Source organism: Sinomicrobium oceani (genome assembly GCF_900119185.1).
Taxonomy (GTDB): Bacteria; Bacteroidota; Bacteroidia; order Flavobacteriales; family Flavobacteriaceae; genus Sinomicrobium; species Sinomicrobium oceani.
Genome location: NZ_FPJE01000002.1, coordinates 219,945 through 242,604 on the forward strand (window position 1 = coordinate 219,945; position 22,660 = coordinate 242,604).

13 protein-coding genes are annotated in these 22,660 nt (G+C 44.0%); all 13 read right to left on the reverse strand.

The genetic code is table 11. The annotated features are described in order from the left end of the window. Positions 1-8: 8 nt before the first annotated feature. Positions 9-3,461: a SusC/RagA family TonB-linked outer membrane protein gene (locus tag BT112_RS02570; protein ID WP_083564744.1), complete on the reverse strand. Its 3,453-nt coding sequence runs from the start codon at positions 3,459-3,461 to the stop codon at positions 9-11. Positions 3,462-3,531: 70 nt separating this feature from the next. Further along, entirely contained in the window at positions 3,532-4,494 is a 963-nt protein-coding gene (locus tag BT112_RS02575; RefSeq protein WP_072315801.1) for a FecR family protein, read from the reverse strand. A gap of 57 nt (positions 4,495-4,551) precedes the next feature. After that, positions 4,552-5,121: an RNA polymerase sigma factor gene (locus BT112_RS02580; RefSeq protein ID WP_175545730.1), complete on the reverse strand. Its 570-nt coding sequence runs from the start codon at positions 5,119-5,121 to the stop codon at positions 4,552-4,554. Between the two features lie 92 nt (positions 5,122-5,213). Continuing rightward, positions 5,214-7,118, reverse strand: a complete 1,905-nt coding sequence (locus tag BT112_RS02585) for a metallophosphoesterase (RefSeq protein ID WP_072315803.1) — start codon at positions 7,116-7,118, stop codon at positions 5,214-5,216. Continuing rightward, positions 7,115-7,978, reverse strand: a complete 864-nt coding sequence (locus BT112_RS02590) for a glycerophosphodiester phosphodiesterase family protein (protein ID WP_072315804.1) — start codon at positions 7,976-7,978, stop codon at positions 7,115-7,117. Before BT112_RS02590 ends, BT112_RS02585 begins: the two co-directional genes overlap by 4 nt. Further along, positions 7,975-9,540, reverse strand: coding sequence for a hypothetical protein (locus BT112_RS02595; protein ID WP_072315805.1), 1,566 nt, complete (start codon positions 9,538-9,540; stop codon positions 7,975-7,977). Before BT112_RS02595 ends, BT112_RS02590 begins: the two co-directional genes overlap by 4 nt. Further along, positions 9,537-10,949, reverse strand: coding sequence for a purple acid phosphatase family protein (locus BT112_RS02600; RefSeq protein ID WP_072315806.1), 1,413 nt, complete (start codon positions 10,947-10,949; stop codon positions 9,537-9,539). Before BT112_RS02600 ends, BT112_RS02595 begins: the two co-directional genes overlap by 4 nt. Positions 10,950-10,966: 17 nt before the next feature. Beyond that, the gene (locus tag BT112_RS02605) at positions 10,967-12,454 is read right to left on the reverse strand and encodes a SusD/RagB family nutrient-binding outer membrane lipoprotein (RefSeq protein ID WP_072315807.1); all 1,488 of its coding nucleotides are present in this window, start codon (positions 12,452-12,454) and stop codon (positions 10,967-10,969) included. Positions 12,455-12,465: 11 nt separating this feature from the next. Beyond that, on the reverse strand, positions 12,466-15,951 hold the full coding sequence (locus tag BT112_RS02610; protein WP_083564747.1) for a SusC/RagA family TonB-linked outer membrane protein: 3,486 nt from the start codon (positions 15,949-15,951) through the stop codon (positions 12,466-12,468). A gap of 149 nt (positions 15,952-16,100) precedes the next feature. After that, on the reverse strand, positions 16,101-17,099 hold the full coding sequence (locus BT112_RS02615; RefSeq protein WP_072315808.1) for a FecR family protein: 999 nt from the start codon (positions 17,097-17,099) through the stop codon (positions 16,101-16,103). Between the two features lie 131 nt (positions 17,100-17,230). Next, complete coding sequence (locus tag BT112_RS02620; RefSeq protein ID WP_072315809.1) at positions 17,231-17,845, reverse strand: RNA polymerase sigma factor; 615 nt, start codon at positions 17,843-17,845, stop codon at positions 17,231-17,233. Between the two features lie 393 nt (positions 17,846-18,238). Then, entirely contained in the window at positions 18,239-19,594 is a 1,356-nt protein-coding gene (locus BT112_RS02625) for a purple acid phosphatase family protein (RefSeq protein WP_072315810.1), read from the reverse strand. 12 nt (positions 19,595-19,606) lie between these two features. Continuing rightward, the gene (locus BT112_RS02630) at positions 19,607-22,651 is read right to left on the reverse strand and encodes a TonB-dependent receptor (protein WP_072315811.1); all 3,045 of its coding nucleotides are present in this window, start codon (positions 22,649-22,651) and stop codon (positions 19,607-19,609) included. Positions 22,652-22,660: the final 9 nt, after the last annotated feature.

The following is a 22,660-nucleotide window of genomic DNA, read 5'->3' on the forward strand; positions in this document are numbered from 1 at the left end:
TCTTCGGGTTAGTATGAGATTCTTAAACCTACGACATAGGTTCTTGCGATCGGATAGTTTGATCCGTCATTAAAACCGGAGGTCAGGATATTACCTGAAGTCCCGTCAGGGTTCCATCCCCGGTATTTTGTCCAGGTAAAGAGGTTGTTCCCCGAGATGTATATCTGCAGATTGGAAAGCCGCAGCTTGTCGAGAACGGGTTTTGAAAAATCGTAAGCGAGCCGTACATTTCGCAGGCGTAGATAATCCCCGTTATTTTCTTCCGCAACTACAGAACTTCTCAACAGTTTTCTGGAGTTTGAGAAGTTTCCGAAATTGGGTTGTCCCAGGAATCCATCCGGATTATTAACGGGATGGTAGCGGTTATTAAAATAGTATTGTGTGGGAACCGCAAAACCTTCCCCGGCTTCCGTAAGCGAAGACATATCGCCATCGAGCAGGGTTCTTCCGGCCACTCCTGTAAAGTCAAAACTAAAAGACAATCCCTTATACTCCAGGCTGGCCCCAAAACCATAGGTCAAATCGGGCATATACGAGCCCTTGGAAACCTTGTCTTCCACATCAATAACCCCGTCTCCGTTGACATCCCTCACTACGTAATCACCGGTTAAAGTTCCCGGTAAATGAGGTAAATTATCGATTTCTTCCTGTGTTTTATATATTCCGACCACATCATAGCCATAGATCTCAGCTATGGGATGACCTACTTTGGTTACAAAATTCTGGTCTGTCCCTGTTGCTATTTCTTCCTGACCGGGCCCAAGGGCAAGGACTTTATTCTCATACGAAGTAAGATTGGCATTGAAGCCTATATTCAGTGCCCCCAGAGAAAACCCGCTGCCAGATACCTGGAACTCAAATCCCTTGTTTTCCATTTCCCCGATATTAGCGAGAACCGTATTATAACCTGTCTGTTGCGGAACGGGGACATCGAGCAGGAGATCTCGGGTATTGGTCTTGTAATAGGCTGCACTTAAGCTCAATTTTCTGAACAATTCCAGGTCAAGACCTATGTTCATGGACGAAGCCACTTCCCATCCAAGATCAGGGTTTGGTGCCGAAGTGGTAATATATCCGGGGGCGAGAGCCTGCCCAAATACATAATTGGAATCGGTAACCAGGGCCTGAGAGCTGTAATTGCCGATCTGGTTATTCCCGGTCTGTCCCCAGCTCCCGGAAACCTTACCGAAAGTTAACACGTCATTGGACGGAAAGAATGCTTCTTCGCTAAATACCCATCCGGCGGAAACGGAAGGAAAATATCCCCACCTGTTATTACTTCCGAACCTGGAAGAACCATCTGCCCGGATAGCTGCCGAAAAAAGGTAACGATTGGCATATTCGTATTGAATACGCGAAAAATAGGATTCTAGTGTCCAGATATCCAGATTATGGTTCACCGTAAACGAACTGCCTCCCGCTATTCCCTTAATGTTATTATCTGCAAAACCGGTAGCAGTAATGGAAGTATAGTCTATACGCTCTTTCTGAAATGTATGACCGGCAAGTACATTAAATAAATGGTCTTCGAACTGTAATTTATAATTAAGCGTGTTCTCCACTAGATAATTGTACCTGCTTTGTTTCTGCTGTTGTGCATCGGCATCACTACGCGGAGCAGGAGTCCGGTAAGAACCTACATCCGAAGGATAGTAGTAATTACGGGTGTAGTTATCGTAATCTCCTCCAAGAGTAAAAGTATATTTCAGTCCCGGAAAGATCTCCGCATCCAGAAAAAGGTTTCCGAAAGCTCTGAAGCGATCCTTTTCATCCCGTACTTTTGTTGCGGTAGCCACAAGGTTTTCAACCGGGGTACCATTGATCCGAACACCTTCGATTTCGCGTTGTTCGTTAATCAACTGGTCGCTGATATTCAGGCTTCCATCTTCCTTATTTGGAGTATAAAATGGAAAATTCAGCGGAATCAATGCCAATGCCCCGGAACTACGGCTACTTTGATCAAAAGCATTCTGACGGGTAAACGTAGGTTTTATATTGACTCCCAGTTTAACCTTATCGGACAGCCTGGTCTCCAGGTTAAGCGATGCGGAATAACGTTTCATATCGGTACCGATCACTACGCCTTCCTGGCTCAGATACCCGAGCGAGGTGTAGTAGCGTGTCTTTCCGTTTCCTCCCGAGACAGAAAGATCGTAATTATACATAGGGGCTGTCCTGAAAGCTTCATCCATCCAGTCGGTATTTATCAGTCCGGATGTTCCGTCAAGATAAGGCTGCAAATAATCCAGGTATAATTCCCTTCCGTCAATGTTCTTACCATCGATTTTTTTGGTTACTCTAACCGCGTTAGGGTCGGTCTCACTCCTGTTGGCAGGATCTTTGGACACATAACCCCAGTTCCTGGCCTCTGTGAGAAACTGTGCGAGCTGATACCCGTCTACCAGGTCCACTCCCGAGCTTTGTTCCTGGAAACCGATATAAGTATCCAGGGTAATTTTCCTTTCCTGGTTAAGACTTCCTTTCCGGGTGGTCACCAATACAACTCCATTGGCTGCCCTGGAGCCGTATATTGCTGCCGAGGCCGCATCTTTTAAAACACTGATATCTTCAATGTCGTTGGGATTGATCGCCGTAAGAGAACTGCCCTCCGTCAGGGGATAACCGTCTACCACTATAAGCGGATTGGAACCTGCTGTCAAAGTTCCCATACCCCGGATAATAATCTGCGAGTCCGCACCTGGCTGACCATTGGACTGATTAATGACCACTCCCGACATTTTCCCCGCAATTTGCTGATCCAGCGATACAGAAGCTACTTTTTGCAGCTCTTCACTCTTTATCTTTCCCACAGCTCCGACAACCTTGGCCCTGGACTGTTCTCCGTAACCTATGAGTACCACTTCATCGAGAAGTTGGGTATCTTCCTGAAGGCTTACTTCCAGGTAATCTTTTTTACCTGTCTGTACCTCTTTGGTCTTAAAACCAATATAACTTACCTCCAATACGGCAACGGAAGCAGAAACTTCTATCGAAAATTTACCGTCAAAGTCGGTAGAAACCCCGTCAGAAGTGCCTTTTACGGTTACAGTAGCTCCGGGAAGGGGTTGTCCGGAAGCATCAGTAACCTTTCCCCGTATCATATGCTGCTGTATCGTTTGTTTGTTTTCGTAGGCAATCTTTCCGATAATAATATGTTTTCCTTCTATTCTGTACCGGAAGCTTCCCTTTAGAGATAAATCTTCAAGGACCTCATCTATATTTTCATTTATAAAATTCACATCATACAGGGCGGTATTATTCGCTATATAATCTCCGTAGGTAAATTCAAATTGTGTTAACTTTGCCAACTGATCAAAAATTTTAGTCAGGGGGACCTGTTTCATTTCAAAAGTTATTTGAAGAAAAGGAGCATCAGGAGTACCGGAAAAGGAATATCCCCAATGCAAAATCATGATCAGCGAAACCGAAAAACGGAAACGCAGTTTTTTTAATTGTTTCATAAATTTTTTAAGTGTTGATTTATATGGAATTCAATGCTTTATTCGGGGACCTGTAGCAGCAGGTCCTTTTTTATTGTTTTGGTTGTACTATAATATCATTGGCTCTGATTTTAAGTTGGACTTCGTTTATATAATTAATCCGGTCTACAAGGTCATGGACGGATTCATTCCTCAGAATAAAAAAGGAATACAGTTGCTTGTCTTTGAGGGATTCTTCCTCAAAAACCAGTCTGGTGTCATATAAAAGTTCGAATGCTTCAGAAAGTTCACCAAGCGAAACACTTGCAAAAGACGCTTTCTCTACGGTCCATAAATTGTGAAAGGGGGCCCTGGTCCTGTTTTCCCGGAACACCCTGGAATATGGATCGTACTCGATCATTTCGTCGGGGTTGAGCTTATAGGATTGCTCTGAATTAAAGACCCGGACCAGACCGGTATTGACAACCACTTTGATTACGGAATCTTTGGTATCTATATTAAAGGATGTTCCCAGTACCCTGGTTACAATTTCACCGGTCCTTACCGAAAAGGGATGCATGGTATCCCTGGTAACATTAAAAAAACCCTCTCCTTCGAGAAATAATTCTCTGTTACTTTTAAAATCTGTATAATAGCGTAAAGCAGACCCGGAATTCAGAAATACCAGGGAACTGTCCGGCAAGCGTATTTCACGAAGTTTTCCTGAACTGTTCTCTACCGTAATATAATGCGGTGTATGGTATGAATTGAAAAAAACAGCAGACCCGATAAAAGCAACTAAAACGGCTGCCAGCCACTTCCATGCATTCAGGGCCTTACCCCAGCCCCCCTCTCGTTTGTCGATTTTCGATGCGATATCTTCCCATACCATTTCCCGGGAATAGTCACTACCTATCCGATATTCGCCTGAAAAATTATCATAAGAATCCTTGAAGTAGTGGTCTGTCAACGATTCATCCTTGAAAAAATGTTTTAATTCTCCCAGTTCTTCCTGGGTTATTTTTTCATTTTTAAGACGACGTAACAAATAATCTATACGTTCCGTGTGTTGCATGGTTGAACCCTTTTGCATAAAGAGCCAACACACACACATTTCCCGTACTTTCGAATGTTAAGAAAATATTAACAAAAAAAGTAAGCTAAGATGCATGGTTTCCACCTCAAGACGAAGTGTGGTAAAGGCTTTTCTGAGATGTGTTTCTACCGTTCTTTCTGAAATATTGAGTTTTGCAGCTGTTTCCTTGTAAGACAATCCCTGTAATTTCACCAACTCAAGTACAATACGCTGACGTTTGGGAAGCACATTAAGAATTTTGTTAATGTCAGGGAGGTTGATAACAGATTCTTCGAAGACCATCCGTGAAATTTCTTCCCGATAACTCAACAATGCTTCGGCTTCTGTGATTTTCCTTTTATATTCACGGATACACCGGTGTCGCACATATGTAAAAAGATAAGCTTCGAATACTTCCTGAAGAGCTTTGATCGCATTCTTTTTTTCCCATATGACAACATAAGCATCTTGTACAATCTCCCGGGCCAACTCTTGATCTGAAGTGTGCTTCAGTGTAAAAGAAAATAATTTAGGAAATGTTTTTTCATAAAAACTCCGAAAAGCCTTTTGATCACCTTTTATTATTCGCTCTATTACGTTCACATCACGGAGAATAAATGCTTCCAAATATATAAGAAGCACTCTTCTTTCTCCGTGATGTGATATTAAATAATCTTAAAGTTTAGTATCTACCATACTTGTTACCGCTTTTTAAAAATCTACTTTTGCCTTTCTTTTGTAAAAAAATCAGAAGAACGAAATGGAATTTTATTTCCATCATTATCCAGATAGCCTGCGGTCAGAATTTCTTTGGAATAGCTTTCGAAATACTGAATAATTATTCTGTGATATCCTTTTTCCAAAAAGATACCTCCCGATGCTTCCAGGTAAGAATGATCTCCATCATTATCCACTACAAGTACATCATCTATATACAATTGTGAGCCATCATCCGACCCGGTATAAAATTTATACAGCCGGGATTCCTCTGCTTTTATATAACCCTCATATTTAACCGCCCAGTAATCTCTACGTGGATATAGTTCCTGCAAGTCGATACCCGGGACTATTCCTGTTTTTAAAGCAGAAATCCTGGAAAAATCGGGTATTTGTTTCCAGTTGCCCTCGTAATACGAGCATCGTATCCCAGGGTTTAACTTTTCAGATAATGACTCCACAGGCTGTTTTCGCCTGGCTTTGAGAAATTTCTTTTCTGCTACCCGTCCGGAAATTCCTTCCGGTGAATACACAACAGCCCGAAGTTCCGTATCCTTATCCAACCGTATGGGCTTTTTGTATTCTATACCATCTAAGTTATCCGGTATAGTACCATCCAGGGTATAATACACCGGAAAACGATTATCCACAGGTTGAAAGCTTACCGAAACAGTATCTTCAAACACAAAAAAGCCGGATATGATTTCCGGTGCCGGTGGCGCGATTATCCTGTTTTTTTCTTGTTTGGTGTATACGTTACTGTCAAACACATTGCGGTTTTCGTCTATGGCCTTAAAAACGATGGTACTGTCATGTACGGCAAATGTGCAATAGTGATGGACGGATTGTTGTTCGAGACTGAACCAGGTACGGGTGGGGGCAAAGTGTTCCAGGTTTCCCCCTCCGCCCCCGGAATTGATATACACCACACCGTTTTTTTCGTTCACCCTCTCTCCGGTTATGGGCCAGGTTCTCTCATACATATGTACATGACCAAAAACACAAAAATCTACTCCGCTGCGTTCATAAAGCGGTACAAGATCACGGACCTCTTCGGAACCGTTAGCAGACAATTCTTTATAGGTATCCCCGTTGTCATTTTCTTCGGAAGTATACGGCGGATGATGATGTACGACAACCTTCCACAATGCCCGGGAGTTGTATAGTTCTTTTTCCAGCCAGTTGTATTGTATGCTGCCCTCGGAGACATCCCGGTTGGTATCCAGTACGAAGAATTGTATGTTACCGTATGTAAAAGTATAATAATATTCGGGGGCGGGATGTACGAAATAGCGATAGTAATCCGGCGCGTCATGCTCATGATTGCCCAAGGCCGTGAACATAGGTATCCTGGAGAGCAATTGCCTGGCAGGAAGAAAGAATTCCCCGGTCCAGTCTTCCTTGCTGTCGCCGTCACTCACCAGATCACCTACGTGAAGTACAAAATTGGGACGGTCTTCCCAGATCAGGCCTGCCATACGCTCCCAGGCTTCTTCATCTTTTCCCTTTTGAGTATCACCCACCAGGGCAAACATAAAAGCTGAATCCGAGCTTTCCGGAATCCCGGTTTTAAAGGAAGAGACCTTACTGTTAACAAGGGTATCTTTCCCGGCCATACTGACTACTCTCCAGAAATAATTGGTTTCGGGTTTCAGGTCTTTCAGAACGACCTCGTGCATCGTACCCAAACTATCCGAAATTACTGAAAGTGAGGTATTAGCCACCTCCGAATCGGGAAGTGCTTCACCATACCATACTTCTGAAGTTGCCGGTATCCTGGTCTCCCACAGCACATGCATACGGTCTGTTGCTCCCTGCTGTATGTAAGGAAATACCTGAAAATGCTCTTCCTGGCTCCACAATATACCAAAGACCAGAAAAAAAAATATACTTATATAATTTTTCATCGGTGTTTATTCTTTTGACGCAAGTACTGTAATAACAATACCGGGGCATCCGTCTGTATTATATTTACTTTCTTTTCGACCAGGGAATCATATGCATGAACATCCTCCAGGGCTGCCTCATCGATATCACCCAGGGCATTGGCAAAAACGGGAAGCCCGTAATCCCGCTTCACGGTTTCTATAAAACTGACTTCCCTGTCTACGGCAGAATTTCCGAGGTGAACAATATCCGGAAGCAAAGCTCCCAGGTATTTTTTTGCCTTGTTATCATTATGCACTTTGGTCATTCTCAATACACCGGGCAATAATCGATCTACCCGCCGAATTTTGTTATACTCACTGTCGTAGAAGAACACGGAGTTTACGGCATCACACTTTTTCACGACTGCCGCCACCTTTTTCAGATCGCGGGTATTCACTTTCAGGTCGATGTCAAAAACTATTTTATCCTTTCCGAGATTAAGCGCTTCTTCCAGAGTGGGAATGCGGTGCCGGGTTACTTTTCCTCGATCATCCCTGAGCTGAAGTTTTCTGAGTTCGGAAAGACGGATCTTTTTGACCTTCCCGGAACCGGTAGAAATATGATCGACCGTTTCATTGTGCATCAATACCGGGATACCGTCTTTGCTTACCCTCACATCGATCTCCACAATATCCACTCCGTGCGCTATGGCATCGGTAATCGCGGCAAGGGAATTTTCCGGATACCGGGTATGCATGGCACGATGTGCCGCGACCAGGATTACCTCATCTCCCGGATCGGCCAGGTGTTTCTTTACATAGGTAAAATCTGTCAGGGTCTGCTGTGCTATTACAAACAACGGAAGCATCCACAGGATAATCAATATGCTTTTTTTCATTTCCGTGCTCCTTTTATGATCTCTGAAAAATGTTTATATAATAACGGCGCCGTTTCAGACCCGAGTGCGTTTTCTTCCCCGTAAGGAGATTTATGATCGTTATACAGATAAGGGGGGTATTCATCCCATTCGCTTTTGGGTATGATGTATCCTATAAAATCATTGGACAGCCCCACTACAAATTTGTATTCATCATCCATCAGATTTCTTAAAGGGTGCGTTTGCAACGGCCGGGAAATACCGAAATCATTACCCTCCGGGGCTTCCACACCCCCGTTAGCGATCTCCGGATAGATCTCCCCGGGCACGAAGAGAAAACCGGCCGGTCCGAATTGCCAGTATGCTATTTCTGAACGCATTTTAAAAAGTCCGGAAAATCCCCGGTTAATCAAGCCCGTTGCTCCTGCCAGTTGAAAATTCCGATTGGCTACCGGAAGGGTGACAGACCTCGAAATCAGGCGTTGTGAGGCTTCTTCCAGATGTTTTGTCCGTCCCGTATCCCGTAACAATCTCAAAGCATGCAGGGCTATCTTTTCCCCCTGTGCCTTTGCCTTATCGAACGAGGCCTTTTTGTAAATTGTATCTCCGGCAATCCCCGGAATTCCGAATCGTGGTGAAGTATGCATCAAACCGCCTATGGCGCCGTTAATATACAAGGCCACACCTCCTGTTCCGGCTTCGATAAGACTGTCTTTAATATATATGCCGGTTTCTATACCGCGACGGATATAATAAGGAAAATCCGAGGTGATCCGGGTATTACGGCTCCAGAGGGTTTCCGGATGATTAGCCCAGGCAACAACAGTCCCCAGTGTAGTACTATCCTTTTGCCGCTTCCAATGCATTAAACGCAACCCGTTGTCAAACACCCGAGGCTTACGGGAATCGTCAACGAGATATCCGAGAGTATCTGTAGTATCCTGTGCAAAAGTTACCCAGGCCTCTTCCTGCTTATTGGCAGCTTCTACAAGCGCTGCTGCAGCACCGGATATCACCTTTTGCTCATAATCCTTGTCTACCCCGGAGAGATAGGCGGATTTTCCCCATAACCCGATAAGGTCGGGAGCTTCATGGGTATGAGTACTTATGACGCCCACATAATCCAGATGAATTTCTTCTGCTACTTTCTTCCTTACGGCAATAACCTGGTCATTAAAAACCCCGATGGCATCGAGTACGACCAGGCCGATTTTCTTACCCCCCGAGTTTAATACCATAGCTCTTGCCCATAAGGTATCGTGAATGGCCATAGCAGGCCGGTTCTGATGAAAACCGGCCATGTACACGGCATCAAACTTTCCATTATTATTGCCATCCCGGAATTCCTCACCCTGTCCGGGTTCGTAAATTCCATTCCCGTTGAGATCTTCCCAAGTATCGGGCACTTCCGGATTTATTTCCCTTTTGGCAAATCCGGCACGAATAAGTGAAACTTGAGTTTCCCATATCTTGTCATAGGCGTAACCGGGGTTCCGGTCTCTCATATGATACCAGGCCGTAAGCCCGATAATAAAAAGAGACAAAAGAAGCAGCACTACCAGGTATTTTAACAATTTCCTCATTCCCGGATAAAATCTTTCTTCATCCGCTCCCGAGTATTAGGTATTTTGTTAATCAGTTCTTTTTTACCGTTGTGTTTAACCAGTTCAAAAGCATCGTATACCTTCCCTAAAGGCGTATAGGAAGTATATGAAAGTTGATCTCCTTCTATCGTAATAATCTGGAATAGCTGGGTATATTCTCCCCTTCTCTGCATCCAGTCGGCTTTCTCCGAATCGTACATTTTGGGGCCGCTCACAGATACGGCATAGATCGTTCCTGTATCGTCCGTTGCGGTGATTCCGGTCCCCAGGTTCTTAACCTCTCCACGGGCATAGGTATGGTCATGCCCCGTAAGCACCAAATCTACTTTGTACTTGTCTATAATGGGCTTTAATACTGTTTTCAGGTTTAAATTGTCTTCTCCCCGTTTTTTGGCTACTGACAAGACGGGATAGTGCAAGAATATGACCGACCATTTTTTCGGGTTGTTGGTCAGAATGGAATCCAGCCATTGCCCCTGTGCCTTCCTGGAATGTTCCTTATCGTCAAAAGACACGGCATCTATGGAGATGATCCGGGTATTCTGGTAGTCGACATAATAACAGGTTTCCCTTATTTCATCGAGCGGGCCATTCTGCGGCAGGTTGAACTGGGGGCGCCACAGTGAACTGAGGACTTCTTTCCGGTATTCGTGGTTGCCGGGGGTCATGATCCCCGGTATGGTAGCGTGAATAAAACTGCCCGCGTAAAACCATTCGCCCCACTCCAGGTTACTGTCTCTATCATTGACCAGGTCACCGGCATGCAACATAAAATTCACTTTCGGAAATTTGGCGTAAGAACTCCGGATAACCCTGCTCCACATGGATTTCAATTCGTTCTGGGCATCGCCAAAATAGATAAAACCAAAGGCATCGTTATCCCGGTTTGAGGCTGTGGTAGTCTGAAACCATTCACTCCACAGCCTGTCATCGTCTCCTCCGTAACCTACACGGTAGACATATGTGGTAGCCGGATTCAGGTCATCGATTACCGCACTGTGATAATTGGCTTTAACCAAAGGTTCGTTATGTTTTTCATTTTTGTTTTCGAAAACCTCGGTTTCTGCTCTTACGGTTCTCACCCCGTCGAGCAAAAATTCAGGCCCGTCGGTAGCCACAGCTATCTGTACAAAACCACTGTCTGTCTGCTGATCGGTACGCCAGTTCACCGCTATGGACGATTCCGGGTGTTCCGTAAGGTTAAGAATAATCCTGTCGGGCACCTTGCTGGGAAAGATAAGTTTATGGCTCCATATGGTATCCTGGGCACTGTACGGGGAATGGTCATGCCCGGAATGGACATGGTCATGTGGATTTTTTGTTTTACTGTCGGAACAACCTGTCAAAAAAACAATAAGCATTCCGAAAAAGATATAGGATATTTTCATTTTGAAGTGTATTTATTTTATTTCAATAACCACATTTTTTCATAATTACTATCATCGGACCAGCCTTGGTTCTCAATAGCCTGCTCATAATTTTCTGCATTATAGCTGGCTTCATCAGCAGGATAAGGCATCCGGAATGGTATTTCGTCACGGATGGAAAGATCCCCGAAAGGAAAAACGGGATACCCGGTCCGCCTGTGATCAAACCAGGTCTCCGACCCGCCCACAAACAGCATACTCACCCATTTTTGAGCAAGGATTTGCTCCAGGGTTCCGTCGTAAGCCACCAGAGGCTGAGTATAATAATCGGTTGCTTCAGCTTCTGCCTCCACCCGGTATTGCGACATGGAGGTATGGATTCCTTCGAGGTAGAGTTCCCCGGCTGAGGTCCCACCATAGTTTAGCTTGTGTACCTCCACCAATTCGGCAAGGATAAAATAGGTTTCGCAGGCCGGAAAGATCACGGCATTAAACAAGGAATTGCTGTCATCGTGAAATACACTGCTGAACTCAGAATAATTACTGGATTCATAATTGAGATGGTTAGTGGTTCCGTTGTAATTTGTAGCGCCAAAAACTGCCAGGGGTAATCCCACATATTCATTATTATCCACGGTCCCGGCATCCGGATTGGCCACCGGGCGCACCCAGACCGGCAACCTGGGGTCGTTTCTTTCGAGCAGGAAATCCACAAATACCTTACTGGGTCTCCTGTCATAAAAATCTCCGTCATAGGAGCCCAGTGGAGAAGAATCTGTATTCCTCACACCGAGATACGGCAGAAAAGCATTATCGTCATTAGATAAAATAAGCGGATACCTGTCATTATTATTAAGTATCATCTGTATAGTGTCAAAGGCTTCTTCATTCTTTTGAGAAATCCGTAACAGGTAACGAAGATGCAGTGAATTGGCCAGCTTTCTCCATTTGAGCACATTTCCTTCAAACATCGGGTCAAAAGCGGCGTAAAGCGATAAACGCCCATCTTCCTGTAAGAGGGTATTGGCCCTGTCGAAATATTCGAGTATGGTATTGTATATATCTTCCTGCCTGCTATAGGCGGAAGTATAATTTTCTTCGGGAGCCCCGAAAGCATTTTCAAAAGGAACATCGCCAAAAGTGTCGGTAAGTATACCGAACAAATATCCTTTCATGATAAGCCCGATAGCTTCGAGATGTATATCCCCTTCTGCTCTTGCCTGTCGTAAAAGGTCTTCGTTGTTGATCAGGTTATTAAAAGCAAACCCCCAGCTTTCGGCATCCCACCTGTAGGTGTCATCCCCGTTATGGATAACCCGGGTAATATATCTCGAAGGAATTCCCATGACTCCACTTACATTCTCATCGGTAAGGTTATAAGCCGTATTTACGATAACCGAACTCATCAGGTAGGCAGCATCCACATTTACCGGATCATTCGGATTGGTATTGATCTCTTCGAAATTATCGGTACATCTGACCAGGCCCAGCAGGGCTATGACCAGAAATAAACTTTTTTTCAGCATGGTTAGACAATTTAGAAATTAGCACTTAATTTGATTCCTATACTTCGGGTAGCCGGTAATTGCCAGGCAGACACTCCCTGGGTAATACCCAGAGGGCCGGCAGAAGAAAGGTAATTCTGGGTTTCGGGATCGTAACCTTTATCGTAATCTCCGGTCACAAAACCATCGCGGTTATGTTTGGTCTTGTAGGCAAACCAGCTGATAAGATCATTGCCTATAAGATCGACAGAAAGATTATCGGCCCACCGGATATTCCTGAACGTATATCCGAAACTGAGTTCCCGAAGTTTTATATAAGTGGCGGTTGACATATGTAATTCCTCGTAATCCCAGTATTCCCCGTAATAATACGGAGCCGGAAGTACCACATCATTTTCCCGGTACGTGCCGTCTTCGTTCAGGATAACACCCGGAATTACGGCACCGTCGGTACGTGGCATCCCGGCGTATTCGAAGCTAAGCCCTCCGCTCTGCGGATCGCGGTAAGCAGTAGTAAACCCTATACGTCCGTCGGACATCAGGTTTTTGGCCGTGTAGTTATAAAATTCTCCTCCCTGGCTCCAATCAACAGTAAAGGCAAGCCTGAAGTTTTTGTAGTTAAAGATGCTGGTCATCCCCATCGTAAAATCAGGCGTACTGTTCCCGGTTTTCACCCAACTGTTATCCCTTACAAACATACCGTCTTCCAGTATATATCGTCCTTTATCCGGGCCCGATGCTACCCTTAACGGAGTGCGCTGGTCGTAAAAATCACCTATGGCCCCGTCCACATACAAACGCTGGTAAATACCGGTCGCAGATCCCAGCTGTATGCTTTCCATATCGCCATACAGAGCATTGACCTTGTTTTCATTTTTACTGAAATTGGCAGAAAGGTCCCAGGAGAAATCAGTACTTTTTACAGGTGTGGCATTCAGTGTGATTTCTATACCCTGGTTCTGTATTTCGCCGGCATTAATTACCTTGGAGGTCCCCCCGGAACTCTGGGCAATCGGAAGACTTATGATCTGGTTGAACGTCTTGTTGCGATACAAAGCCACGTCCAGTCCTAAGCGGTTTTGCAACCACCGCAGGTCGAAACCGAGTTCTATCACCCTTGTTTTTTCCGGTTTTAAATGGTTATTCTTCAGTGTCTGATTGTTCTGAGCAAGCTTCAGGTCTCCCCAGTCGTCAAATCCATACGTATTGGTCAACTGGTAAGGAGAGGTGTCGTTTCCTACCTCGGACCAGCTCATCCGGAATCTTCCGAAGGAAAACACGCGGGAATTCAAATGAAAAGCCTCCGAAAAAATAAAACTCAGAGAAGCAGAAGGATAAAAATAAGAATTGTTCTGCGGGGGTAAGGTACTGGACCAGTCATTCCGGGCCGATAGGTCGAGAAACAGGAAGTCCCCATAAGCCAGTTGCATAAGTCCGTACACACTATTAATACGTTTGCGGCTATGCCCGTCACTATTCTCTACAGATCCGGCAGCAGCGTTGGAAATATTATAAAACTGCGGAATCTCCAACTGACCGGAGAATGCCCGGGTATAATACTGCTTCTGGTCCATCCGGTTCGCTCCTAACGATATGCTGGCATCAAAATCGCCCTCTATTTTCGGAGTATAGGTAAACAGCGCATCGAGGTTGGTCTCGGTGAACCCCATAATCTTATTGCCGTAAGCTCCGTTGGGGAATTCCAGGCTGCTGAAAGCTCTTTTGGTAACCCGCTGTTCCTGGTAGGTATCTATCCCCGAGCGGAATTGCAGGTTCATGGTTTCATTAATTTTATAATTCAGCTGTAATTTCCCGAATAACCTGTTTCTCCGGAATTGATTTCGTTGTTCAAAAGCAGTAAAATACGGGTTGTCACCACCGTCCAGTGTTTTTTGCTGCAACCCTTCCAGTCCTTTTTCCCAATACGATTTATAGTCTTTGATATTGGTATTTGGAGTCAAACGATAAACTACTTCGGTAGCGTTGTCACTCTCTCCGGATTTACCCTGTGTAGGTCTGTTATCACTGTCGGCAATACTAAAATTGGCCATTGCAGAAACAGTGAGGTCATCAGCTATTTTATAGGTGGAATTCAGGTTAAAACCATTTTTCTTGTAGTTGGTTCCCGGAACAATTCCCTCATTCTGCAGATTGGTGTAAGAAAGTCTAAAACTTCCTTTATCATAATTCCCGGTTACCGATATATTATTGGTAAGGGTATATCCTACCTCGAAAAAATCTTTGTACCTGTCGGGATATGCCTTGAGTTCCGCTACAGTAGTTTTACCTCCCGGAAGGGTTTGTACTGCCTGTACTCCCGGTTCGATACGCGGCCCCCAGGTAGCCGTTCCCGTAGCTACGGGAATACCATTCTCGTCTACGGCAAGAATGTCCGATCCCGCTGCAAATTCATTTTGAAAGTCGGGATACAGCCAGGCTTTGTCGATTTTTACGGCAGAATTATAACTTATTCCCAGCCCTTTTTTTCCGCTCCTGCCCTTTTTGGTGGTGATCAGGATTACCCCGTTGGCCGCACGCGAACCGTAAAGCGCGGCTGCCGCTCCTTTCAGCACCGTGATCTCGGCAATATCATCGGGACTGATATCCATGGAAGTGTTTCCGTAATCCACATATCCTTCTCCCGACGACTCTGCATTCTGGTTATTGGAGTTTACCGGAATTCCGTCTATTACAAATAAGGGCTGATTATCCCCGTTTATGGAAGAGGCACCCCTAATGGTTATCAGTGAGGACGAACCCGGATCGGAGCTCACATTTCGAATCTGTACTCCGGCAACTTTACCTGCGAGTGCGTTGGTGATATTCATCCTTTTGCTCTCGTTCATAGAGGTTCCGCTTACTTCACCAACCGCATATCCCAGGCTTTTCTCTTCACGGGAAATTCCCAATGCGGTAACTACCACTTCTTTGAGTTCCTCGTTAACGGCGACAAGCGTGATTTCAAGATTATCATTAGGTGAAGAGATTACAACCTCCCGGGTTTCATATCCGAGGTAGGAAATACGGATTTTCAACGGAAATTCTTCTGTTACCAAAGAAAATTCCCCGTTAAAACCGGAAGTCGTTCCCGAACCTGTCCCGGGAATACTAATGGTGGCCCCCATCAACGGTTCACCACTCCCGCTGTCATATACCGTCCCTTTTATGGCTTGTCCCTGGTCTTTATAAATGATGATATTTTCTCCATGCAGCCTGAAATGGAGTCCTGTTCCATGCAATACATCTTTAAGTACTTTCTGTGTCGATGTATTTACGGCTTTGTATGATACTTTTTTGTCCGAACGAATATCGGCATCGTTAAAGGTGATTCCCAGGTTGCTCTTCTCTCCTATGGTCTCGAGAGCTTCTGCAAGGCGAATTTCCAGGAAGGAGACCGAGATTCTGATTTTATCGAGGTCAGACTGCCTGTTTTCCGCCTTCACGGGAAAACCAGCGCTCAGCCAGAATATACTTATAAAAAGTATTCCGGCGCGAAAGCGCATTATTATTTTTTTCATAATTTTGATGAAATTTTCTGTATTATTTGTTTCATTTAGAAATAAGTAATCCTTTGTAGAAAACTTCTCAGCGAAAGTGCTGGTACCACTTTCGCTGTTTTTCTACAGGACTATCCGTGTGTTACCCAGGTAAGTTTATCCCATATACTTTATTTAGAAGTTATTACTATTTTGTTTTCTGTTCTGGTATACGATATCCTGTGAGTAAGACTTAATATTTCCAGGACTTCTTCCAGCCTTGTGCCGGGCTTAATAATCGAGGTTAGGGTCATATTGTCATCTACGGCATGCTGTCCTTGCCTTTCCAGTACGATATCCTTGCCATACCATCGTTCAAGGTCTTTGGCTACCATATCCAAAGGTGTTTTATAAAAGCGAAGTTCCCCGCTCTTCCAGGAAGCGACTGACGCTACCTCTTGTATTCTACTCTTGGAGAAGTTGTTTTCAATACTATCGGAAATGGTGATACGTTCCCCGGGAATCAATACCGTATATTCTTTCAGATCATCAGGTTGTTTTTCCCCCACTGCTACACTACCTTCGACAAGGGTTACCATATCTGCGTATTCTCCGGGATAAGATCTTACCGTAAACACGGTTCCCAAAACTTTAGTATAATGCTCATTAAAATTTACGACAAAAGGTCTATGCGGGTTTTTGGTAACTTCAAAAAGAGCTTCTCCCTTAACTTTTACTTCTCTGTAGTCTCCACTAAAATACTCCGGATAGGTAATTGACGACACACAATTAAGCCACACTACGGTACTGTCTGGTAAGATCACTTCTCTCTGCTGCCCGGCCCCTGTGCTAACAATAATCTGTTTCCCGGATACCGGGTAAAACAAGTGCATTAAAAAATAGGTCGTAATCCCAAGCAATGCGATTATGGAAGCAGCCACACTCCATACTCTCCTTCTGTCCGTACCTCGATTTTTATGTATCCTCTTACTGATACGCTTATAGCGATCGTCAGCTCCTGATACCGGATTCCCTCTTTTTTCCGCACACGCCACCCATTCGGAACTGAGGTAACCTTCCAACAGAACATTATCTTTATTTAGTATAAACTCTTCGACAAACTGTTTCTCTTCCGAAGTACATCGTCCTGAAAAGTATTTTTGCAATATCCCGTTTCTATCTGATTCCAACTCTGGGTGTTTTATTATAAGTACAGTAAAACAACAGAACAGGTCTATTCCATTTTCAGATTTTTTTATTTTTTTCCGGGAAAAGCTTCAGTTCGGGATATTTATCCGATTACCCACCGGTCTATAATTCCCTAAAAACTGTAAATAACAATGCTAAAGGCGATCAGGAGAGTAAATACAACATCCATTTCCGGATGATGGTTAAAATAACTTTTGATAAGCTTTAATGACTTAATGATCTGTAGGCGGACAGTATTCCTTGAGATACCGAGATCGTCTGCGATCTCTTCATAGGATTTGCCTTCAAGCCTGCTCTTTTTAAAAACAATTCGGCAACGTTCGGGAAGTTCTGCTATGGCCTGATCCAGCATCATGACATATTGTTCCCAGATCATGGTCTCTTCAGGACATATATGAGTTGCCAGCGTACTTATAGTTTCCGTAGAAAGTTGTTGTTTTGCCTTTTGGGATTTTAAATAATTGATAATGGTATTTTTTGCGATCTTAAAAAGGAGGAAAGAAAAATCCCTGGATTCATCGATCTGATGACGGTAATTCCATACTTTAACGAAAACATCCTGCAAAATTTCCTCGCTGGCTTCATGGTTACGGAGTATCTTCTGATTGTAGCGATATAATCTGTCCTGATATCGATAAAAAAGTTCCCGAAAGGCATGCTCTCCCTCATTCTGTTTAATCAGGAGTAATAATGAAGCATCATCCGTTTCCTTGTAGTTTCTTTTCATTGAGGTATGAAAAAATTGAACAACAAGTTTAGTGAATGTATAAAAATACCGTATTACAAAAAGGTTAAGCTAGAATTAAGATATGCACTAAACATAACTAAGAAAATTACGGAGCTTTTCGGAACGTTCATTTTACTTTGGTAAATACATCCGACTAAAGGACATTATAAATAAAAAACAGCATAGAACGGGACGAAATGAAGAAAACCTTTCTTATCTTTTATGCAAATTTTAGGATCCATCCAAAATTATCTGGGAACTGAAATCGGTTTAGATTTTTTATCCCTAAAAAACTGGAACAGATATATCTGTTTTAATCAGTTAACTTTTAAAAGAGGTTACCTTTATCTCAATAGGCAACCTCTTGTATTTTTCTATAATCGTATAATCTCATTAATCCTGTTCGGAGTATACCTTGTGATATTCCTCTATCTCCTTTTTAGAAAGTCTTTCCAGATAGTGTTTCGGTAAAGCTGTGCTTTCCGGGGTATTCTGTGGTACTCGCTCCTTCCATTGCTTTTTACCATTGCCCTTAACAATATCAAAAGCATCATATAGCTGTCCCGTTGCGGTATAAGCTTCAAAAGAAAGTGTGCTCCCGTCAATAGATATAATCTGATAGAGTTGTGTATTACTTGCGGCCCTGTCCATCCAGCGTTCTGTGGTTAGATTGTACATTTTAGGTCCGCTTACGGATACTACATACATGGTCCCTGATTCGGCATCCGTATTAGTTACACCCACTGGAAGGTTTCGTCCTCTTCCGTACGTATGATCATGTCCCTGTAAAACAAGGTCCACTTTATATTTGTCAAAAAGAGGTTTGAATGTCTCTCTGAATTCAGGATTGTCCCTCCCTTCCTTAGAAGAGAAAATGGGGTGGTGAAAGGTGATGACCGTCCATGTTTTCTTATTCTCAGACAGTACTTTGTCCAGCCATTTTGCCTGTTTTTCCCTGGAAGTCTCATCCAGGATAATTTCCTGGGAATTCAAAGAGATAATCCGGCAATTGCCGTAATCCAGGTAATAAACAGAACTTTCCAGGCCTTCGGGGCCATTGGACGGCATGTGAAATGTTTTCTGCCAGTGGACATCCAGTTGTAAATTCCCGTTATCATCACGATTGTATTCATGGTTTCCCGGAGTAGGAACACTTGGTATCATAGCGTGAATAAAACTCCCGGCGTAATGCCACTCTCCCCATTCCCTGTCATTATGCGTCCTGTTGATCAGGTCTCCGGCATGCAGCATAAAACGGGCTTCAGGCATCGCACTGTAGGCCTGTCGGATGACTCTGGACCACATAGGTTTTAAGTCGTTCTGTGCATCCCCGAAATAGATAAATGAAAACGGTTGGTCTTTTTCGGGGGCCGTACTGAAATGATACCATTCACTCCATGACTCCTCCTGACCTACACGGTAAGCATATAAAGTTCCCGGTAACACAGAATTAATCTTCACTGTGTGGTAATTGGCACTGACACCATCCACTTCAAGAAATGATGTCTCCGCTTGTATACGTTTCGCTCCTGAGGGAAAATCCGGGGAAGCATCGGCCTCGGCTACTTCCAGGTAGGAGATGCGGGTCTGTCCGTCGGTCCTCCAATTTACGGTCTGTGAAGTTCGCGGATCATCACTCCACGTCAATACGATACGGTCGGGAAAAGGACCGGGCAGAAATTCCTGTCCATTTACAGCGACACAAAAAATATTGACCAGAAAAACGAATAATAGTTGAATTTTATACATGATTTATAGTTTTTAATTGAGATTAAACCGTATTCCGAGATTCCCCCAGGAAGAATAATACATATCGTCAAAAGGACGTCCATTTCCGAATTTAAAGGAGATCGGGGCATTGGTAATATTGCTGAGACTTACAAAAACACTCCACTTCTTGTTTAATTGTTGGGATGCTGAAATATCTATCTGCTTCCTGCCTCGTTCCAGTTCATCTTGGTCGGCATTGCTTCCTAATTCGGTGATATAAGTGTCATAAAAATACATGGATACCCGCCCGGAAAAACCGTATTTTTCGTAGGAAAGGGAGATATTGCCCACATGAGGCCTCATTTCGGGGAGTTTTACGGTCCTTAGCTGCTCAATACCGGGGACCTCCATTTTCGAATCCACATAAGTGTAATTTGCATAGATCCCAAGGCCATTGAGGAATCCGGGGAGGAAAGTAAGCTGCTGCTGCCATGACAGTTCCAACCCTTTTACAGTAGCACTGGCACCGTTTACCACCTGTTCCACCTCCCAGCCATCATATGTGCCGCCTTCCTGAATGTAATTGGATTCATAAAGGTAATTTTTGATCTTTTTATAGAAAACACCACCGGATATCAGCCCTACGGATTGAAAATAGTGTTCAAAAAGCAGATCGCAGTTTACCGAGGTAGCCTGCGTAAGTCCGGGATTACCCATATTTATCTCTTCCCGGCTGTTCAAAACCTCTTCCCAAGGTACCAGGTCGTAATAACCAGGCCTGGAAAGCGACCTTGTTACTGCAAACCGGAAATTGGTATTCTCCTTGAACGTGTACTTTATATTCAATGAAGGAAAAAAACCGTCAAATGTTTTATCCGAATCAACTTTCCTGGTGCTCAAATAATTACCATCTTCATCAAAATTCACCTGGTTTCCCTTATAATGAAATCCCGTTTGTTCGTAGCGCACTCCCCCTACCACTTCAAAATTATTAAAATTCAGTTTGGTCATAACATACCCGGCACCGAGGTATTCATTCCCGAAAAAGGAGTCAGGATCCGTGTTCTGACGGGTATAGGTCTCATTGTCTGCAAACAGGTTTTTGTTGTTTTGGTAAAAATTATCCAGGGTTTCGGCATCCGGAAAATTGTCGAGCACATAATTATTATCGAAATGATCATCTTTGCGGTAACCGGAAAGATAGTCAGCCAGAACAAATTCCCCTTCCTTGAGGTCGTGGAGAAAATAGTTCCTGGAGCGGTCATTGTATTTATACCGGAACCGTCCGCCGAATTTCAACTCACCGGAAATATCACCTATAGTATACGATTTAGAAATATTAAAAGTAAGCTGAGCGTCATGATCCCTCGAAGAATCATGACGGTTAATATACCGGCTGGTCGTGTATTGGGAAGGATCGTAAGGATCAGCTTCCGTATAGTCGATCTGGGGAGCCCTGGGGTTAGAGACATCCAGCACTCCCGACATGCCGTTTCTCTCGAAAGTAGCATTGTAATAAATAGGCTGATCGTAATTTCCACCACTATAGGTCAGGTCGAAATCTACATTCCATGAAGAAAAGGAGGTCTTCCCTCCAAGGGAAATGACTGTAAGGTCGCGGTGATAATCCCGCCAGTTCCCGAACTGGGAAACCCGAATACCGCTGATTTGGTTTACTGAAGCATATTCCCCTATGCCGGTGATCCTACGCAACCTGTTCTGAATTTCATAGTATTTATTATATGATCCCCTTATATAGTATCTGGAATTGTCATCGGGGTAGTAGTCGAACTCTGCATTTATCCCTGCATTATCTCTTTTGATCATATACCCCGTGAGGTCATACTCTCCAAGCATTAACTGTTCCCTTCCGTCAAATTCATACGTATCATATCCTTTTTCTACCCGGTCTTCACCCCGCCAGGTTCTCAGGTAATTCGCACCCACAACAAATCCGGTTTTTTTTAACCGCTGTCCGTAAGTGGCCCCGATTTCATAATTGGCCTTATCCACCAGGTTATTGTATCCTACAGAGGCTTTTGCATCGAGTGTCCTGGAGTTCAGAGGCGGGCTTTTGGTGATGATATTCACCGTCCCCCCGGTTCCGTCGGCATCCATATCCGGGGTTAATGTCTTTACCACTTCCACGGCTTCAACTACATCCGATAGTACCCCGTTAAGATCGGTAGTACGAGACCCGGCACTGGTGGAAGGTAACCGGGTTCCGTTAATGGTAATGGAACTCAACCCCTGGCCAAGCCCTCTTATAATGATGTCTCTGGCAAGTCCATAACTATACCCCACAGCTACTCCGGGGACCCTTTGCAGGGATTCGCTCAGGGTTATATCCGGGAAGCGTTCCATTTGTTCCCGGGACATCACATATTTTATATTTTCGGCAGCCTTCATTTGCGAAAGGGCTTTTACTTCCCCACGGCGGATACCGGTTACGGTTACGCCTTCCAACTTGTCAAATAACGGGGTAAGTATAAAATCTGCCCGGCCGGTTTCCCCGTTTCTTATAATGATTTCTTTTTCCTGCTTCTCATAGCCCACATAAGTAACTTCCAGAATGGCAACACCTTCGTCGAGGCCACTAAACCTGAAATTACCGCTTTCGTCTGCCACAGCTCCCTTCGAAGTCCCACGGATGACAACAGTGGCATAAGGAAGCACTTCGTCATTGTCCTTTCCTTTTATATTTCCTATGATGACTCCTTTGCCTATCGGATCTTCTCTCCCGGCCATCCTGGGTTTCAATATAATATTTCTCCCGCTTACCGCATACCCGACAGATCCAGGTAAACTGCTATGGAGGACATTTTCGAGAGGTTCCCGATTAAATTTCCGGGAAATCTTTTTATTCAGGTCTATCCTGCTTTCGCTGTATACAAACTTAATTTCCAGCTGTTGTTCTATGATATTTAAAAAATATTTGAGACTTTGGTTGTCCACAGTCAGCGAAACCCGTTCCTGGAGAATGTCCGGATCGGTGTTAAAAGCGTATAAGGGGCCGCTGTAAAAAAACGTACTACACCCCGCCAACCATAAAAAAATGACAGGAATTTTCTTTTTTCTAAAAATTAATTTTCTCATTTTTGAAAT

Bases quoted from the DNA above. Each gene is read 5' to 3' on its own strand.
- BT112_RS02585 (WP_072315803.1), bottom strand. From the start codon at position 7,118: ATGAAAAATTATATAAGTATATTTTTTTTTCTGGTCTTTGGTATATTG.
- BT112_RS02600 (WP_072315806.1), bottom strand. From the start codon at position 10,949: ATGAAAATATCCTATATCTTTTTCGGAATGCTTATTGTTTTTTTGACA.
- BT112_RS02605 (WP_072315807.1), bottom strand. From the start codon at position 12,454: ATGCTGAAAAAAAGTTTATTTCTGGTCATAGCCCTGCTGGGCCTGGTC.
- BT112_RS02590 (WP_072315804.1), bottom strand. From the start codon at position 7,978: ATGAAAAAAAGCATATTGATTATCCTGTGGATGCTTCCGTTGTTTGTA.
- BT112_RS02625 (WP_072315810.1), bottom strand. From the start codon at position 19,594: ATGTATAAAATTCAACTATTATTCGTTTTTCTGGTCAATATTTTTTGT.
- BT112_RS02630 (WP_072315811.1), bottom strand. From the start codon at position 22,651: ATGAGAAAATTAATTTTTAGAAAAAAGAAAATTCCTGTCATTTTTTTA.
- BT112_RS02595 (WP_072315805.1), bottom strand. From the start codon at position 9,540: ATGAGGAAATTGTTAAAATACCTGGTAGTGCTGCTTCTTTTGTCTCTT.
- BT112_RS02610 (WP_083564747.1), bottom strand. From the start codon at position 15,951: ATGAAAAAAATAATAATGCGCTTTCGCGCCGGAATACTTTTTATAAGT.
- BT112_RS02570 (WP_083564744.1), bottom strand. From the start codon at position 3,461: ATGAAACAATTAAAAAAACTGCGTTTCCGTTTTTCGGTTTCGCTGATC.
- BT112_RS02620 (WP_072315809.1), bottom strand. From the start codon at position 17,845: ATGAAAAGAAACTACAAGGAAACGGATGATGCTTCATTATTACTCCTG.
- BT112_RS02575 (WP_072315801.1), bottom strand. From the start codon at position 4,494: ATGCAACACACGGAACGTATAGATTATTTGTTACGTCGTCTTAAAAAT.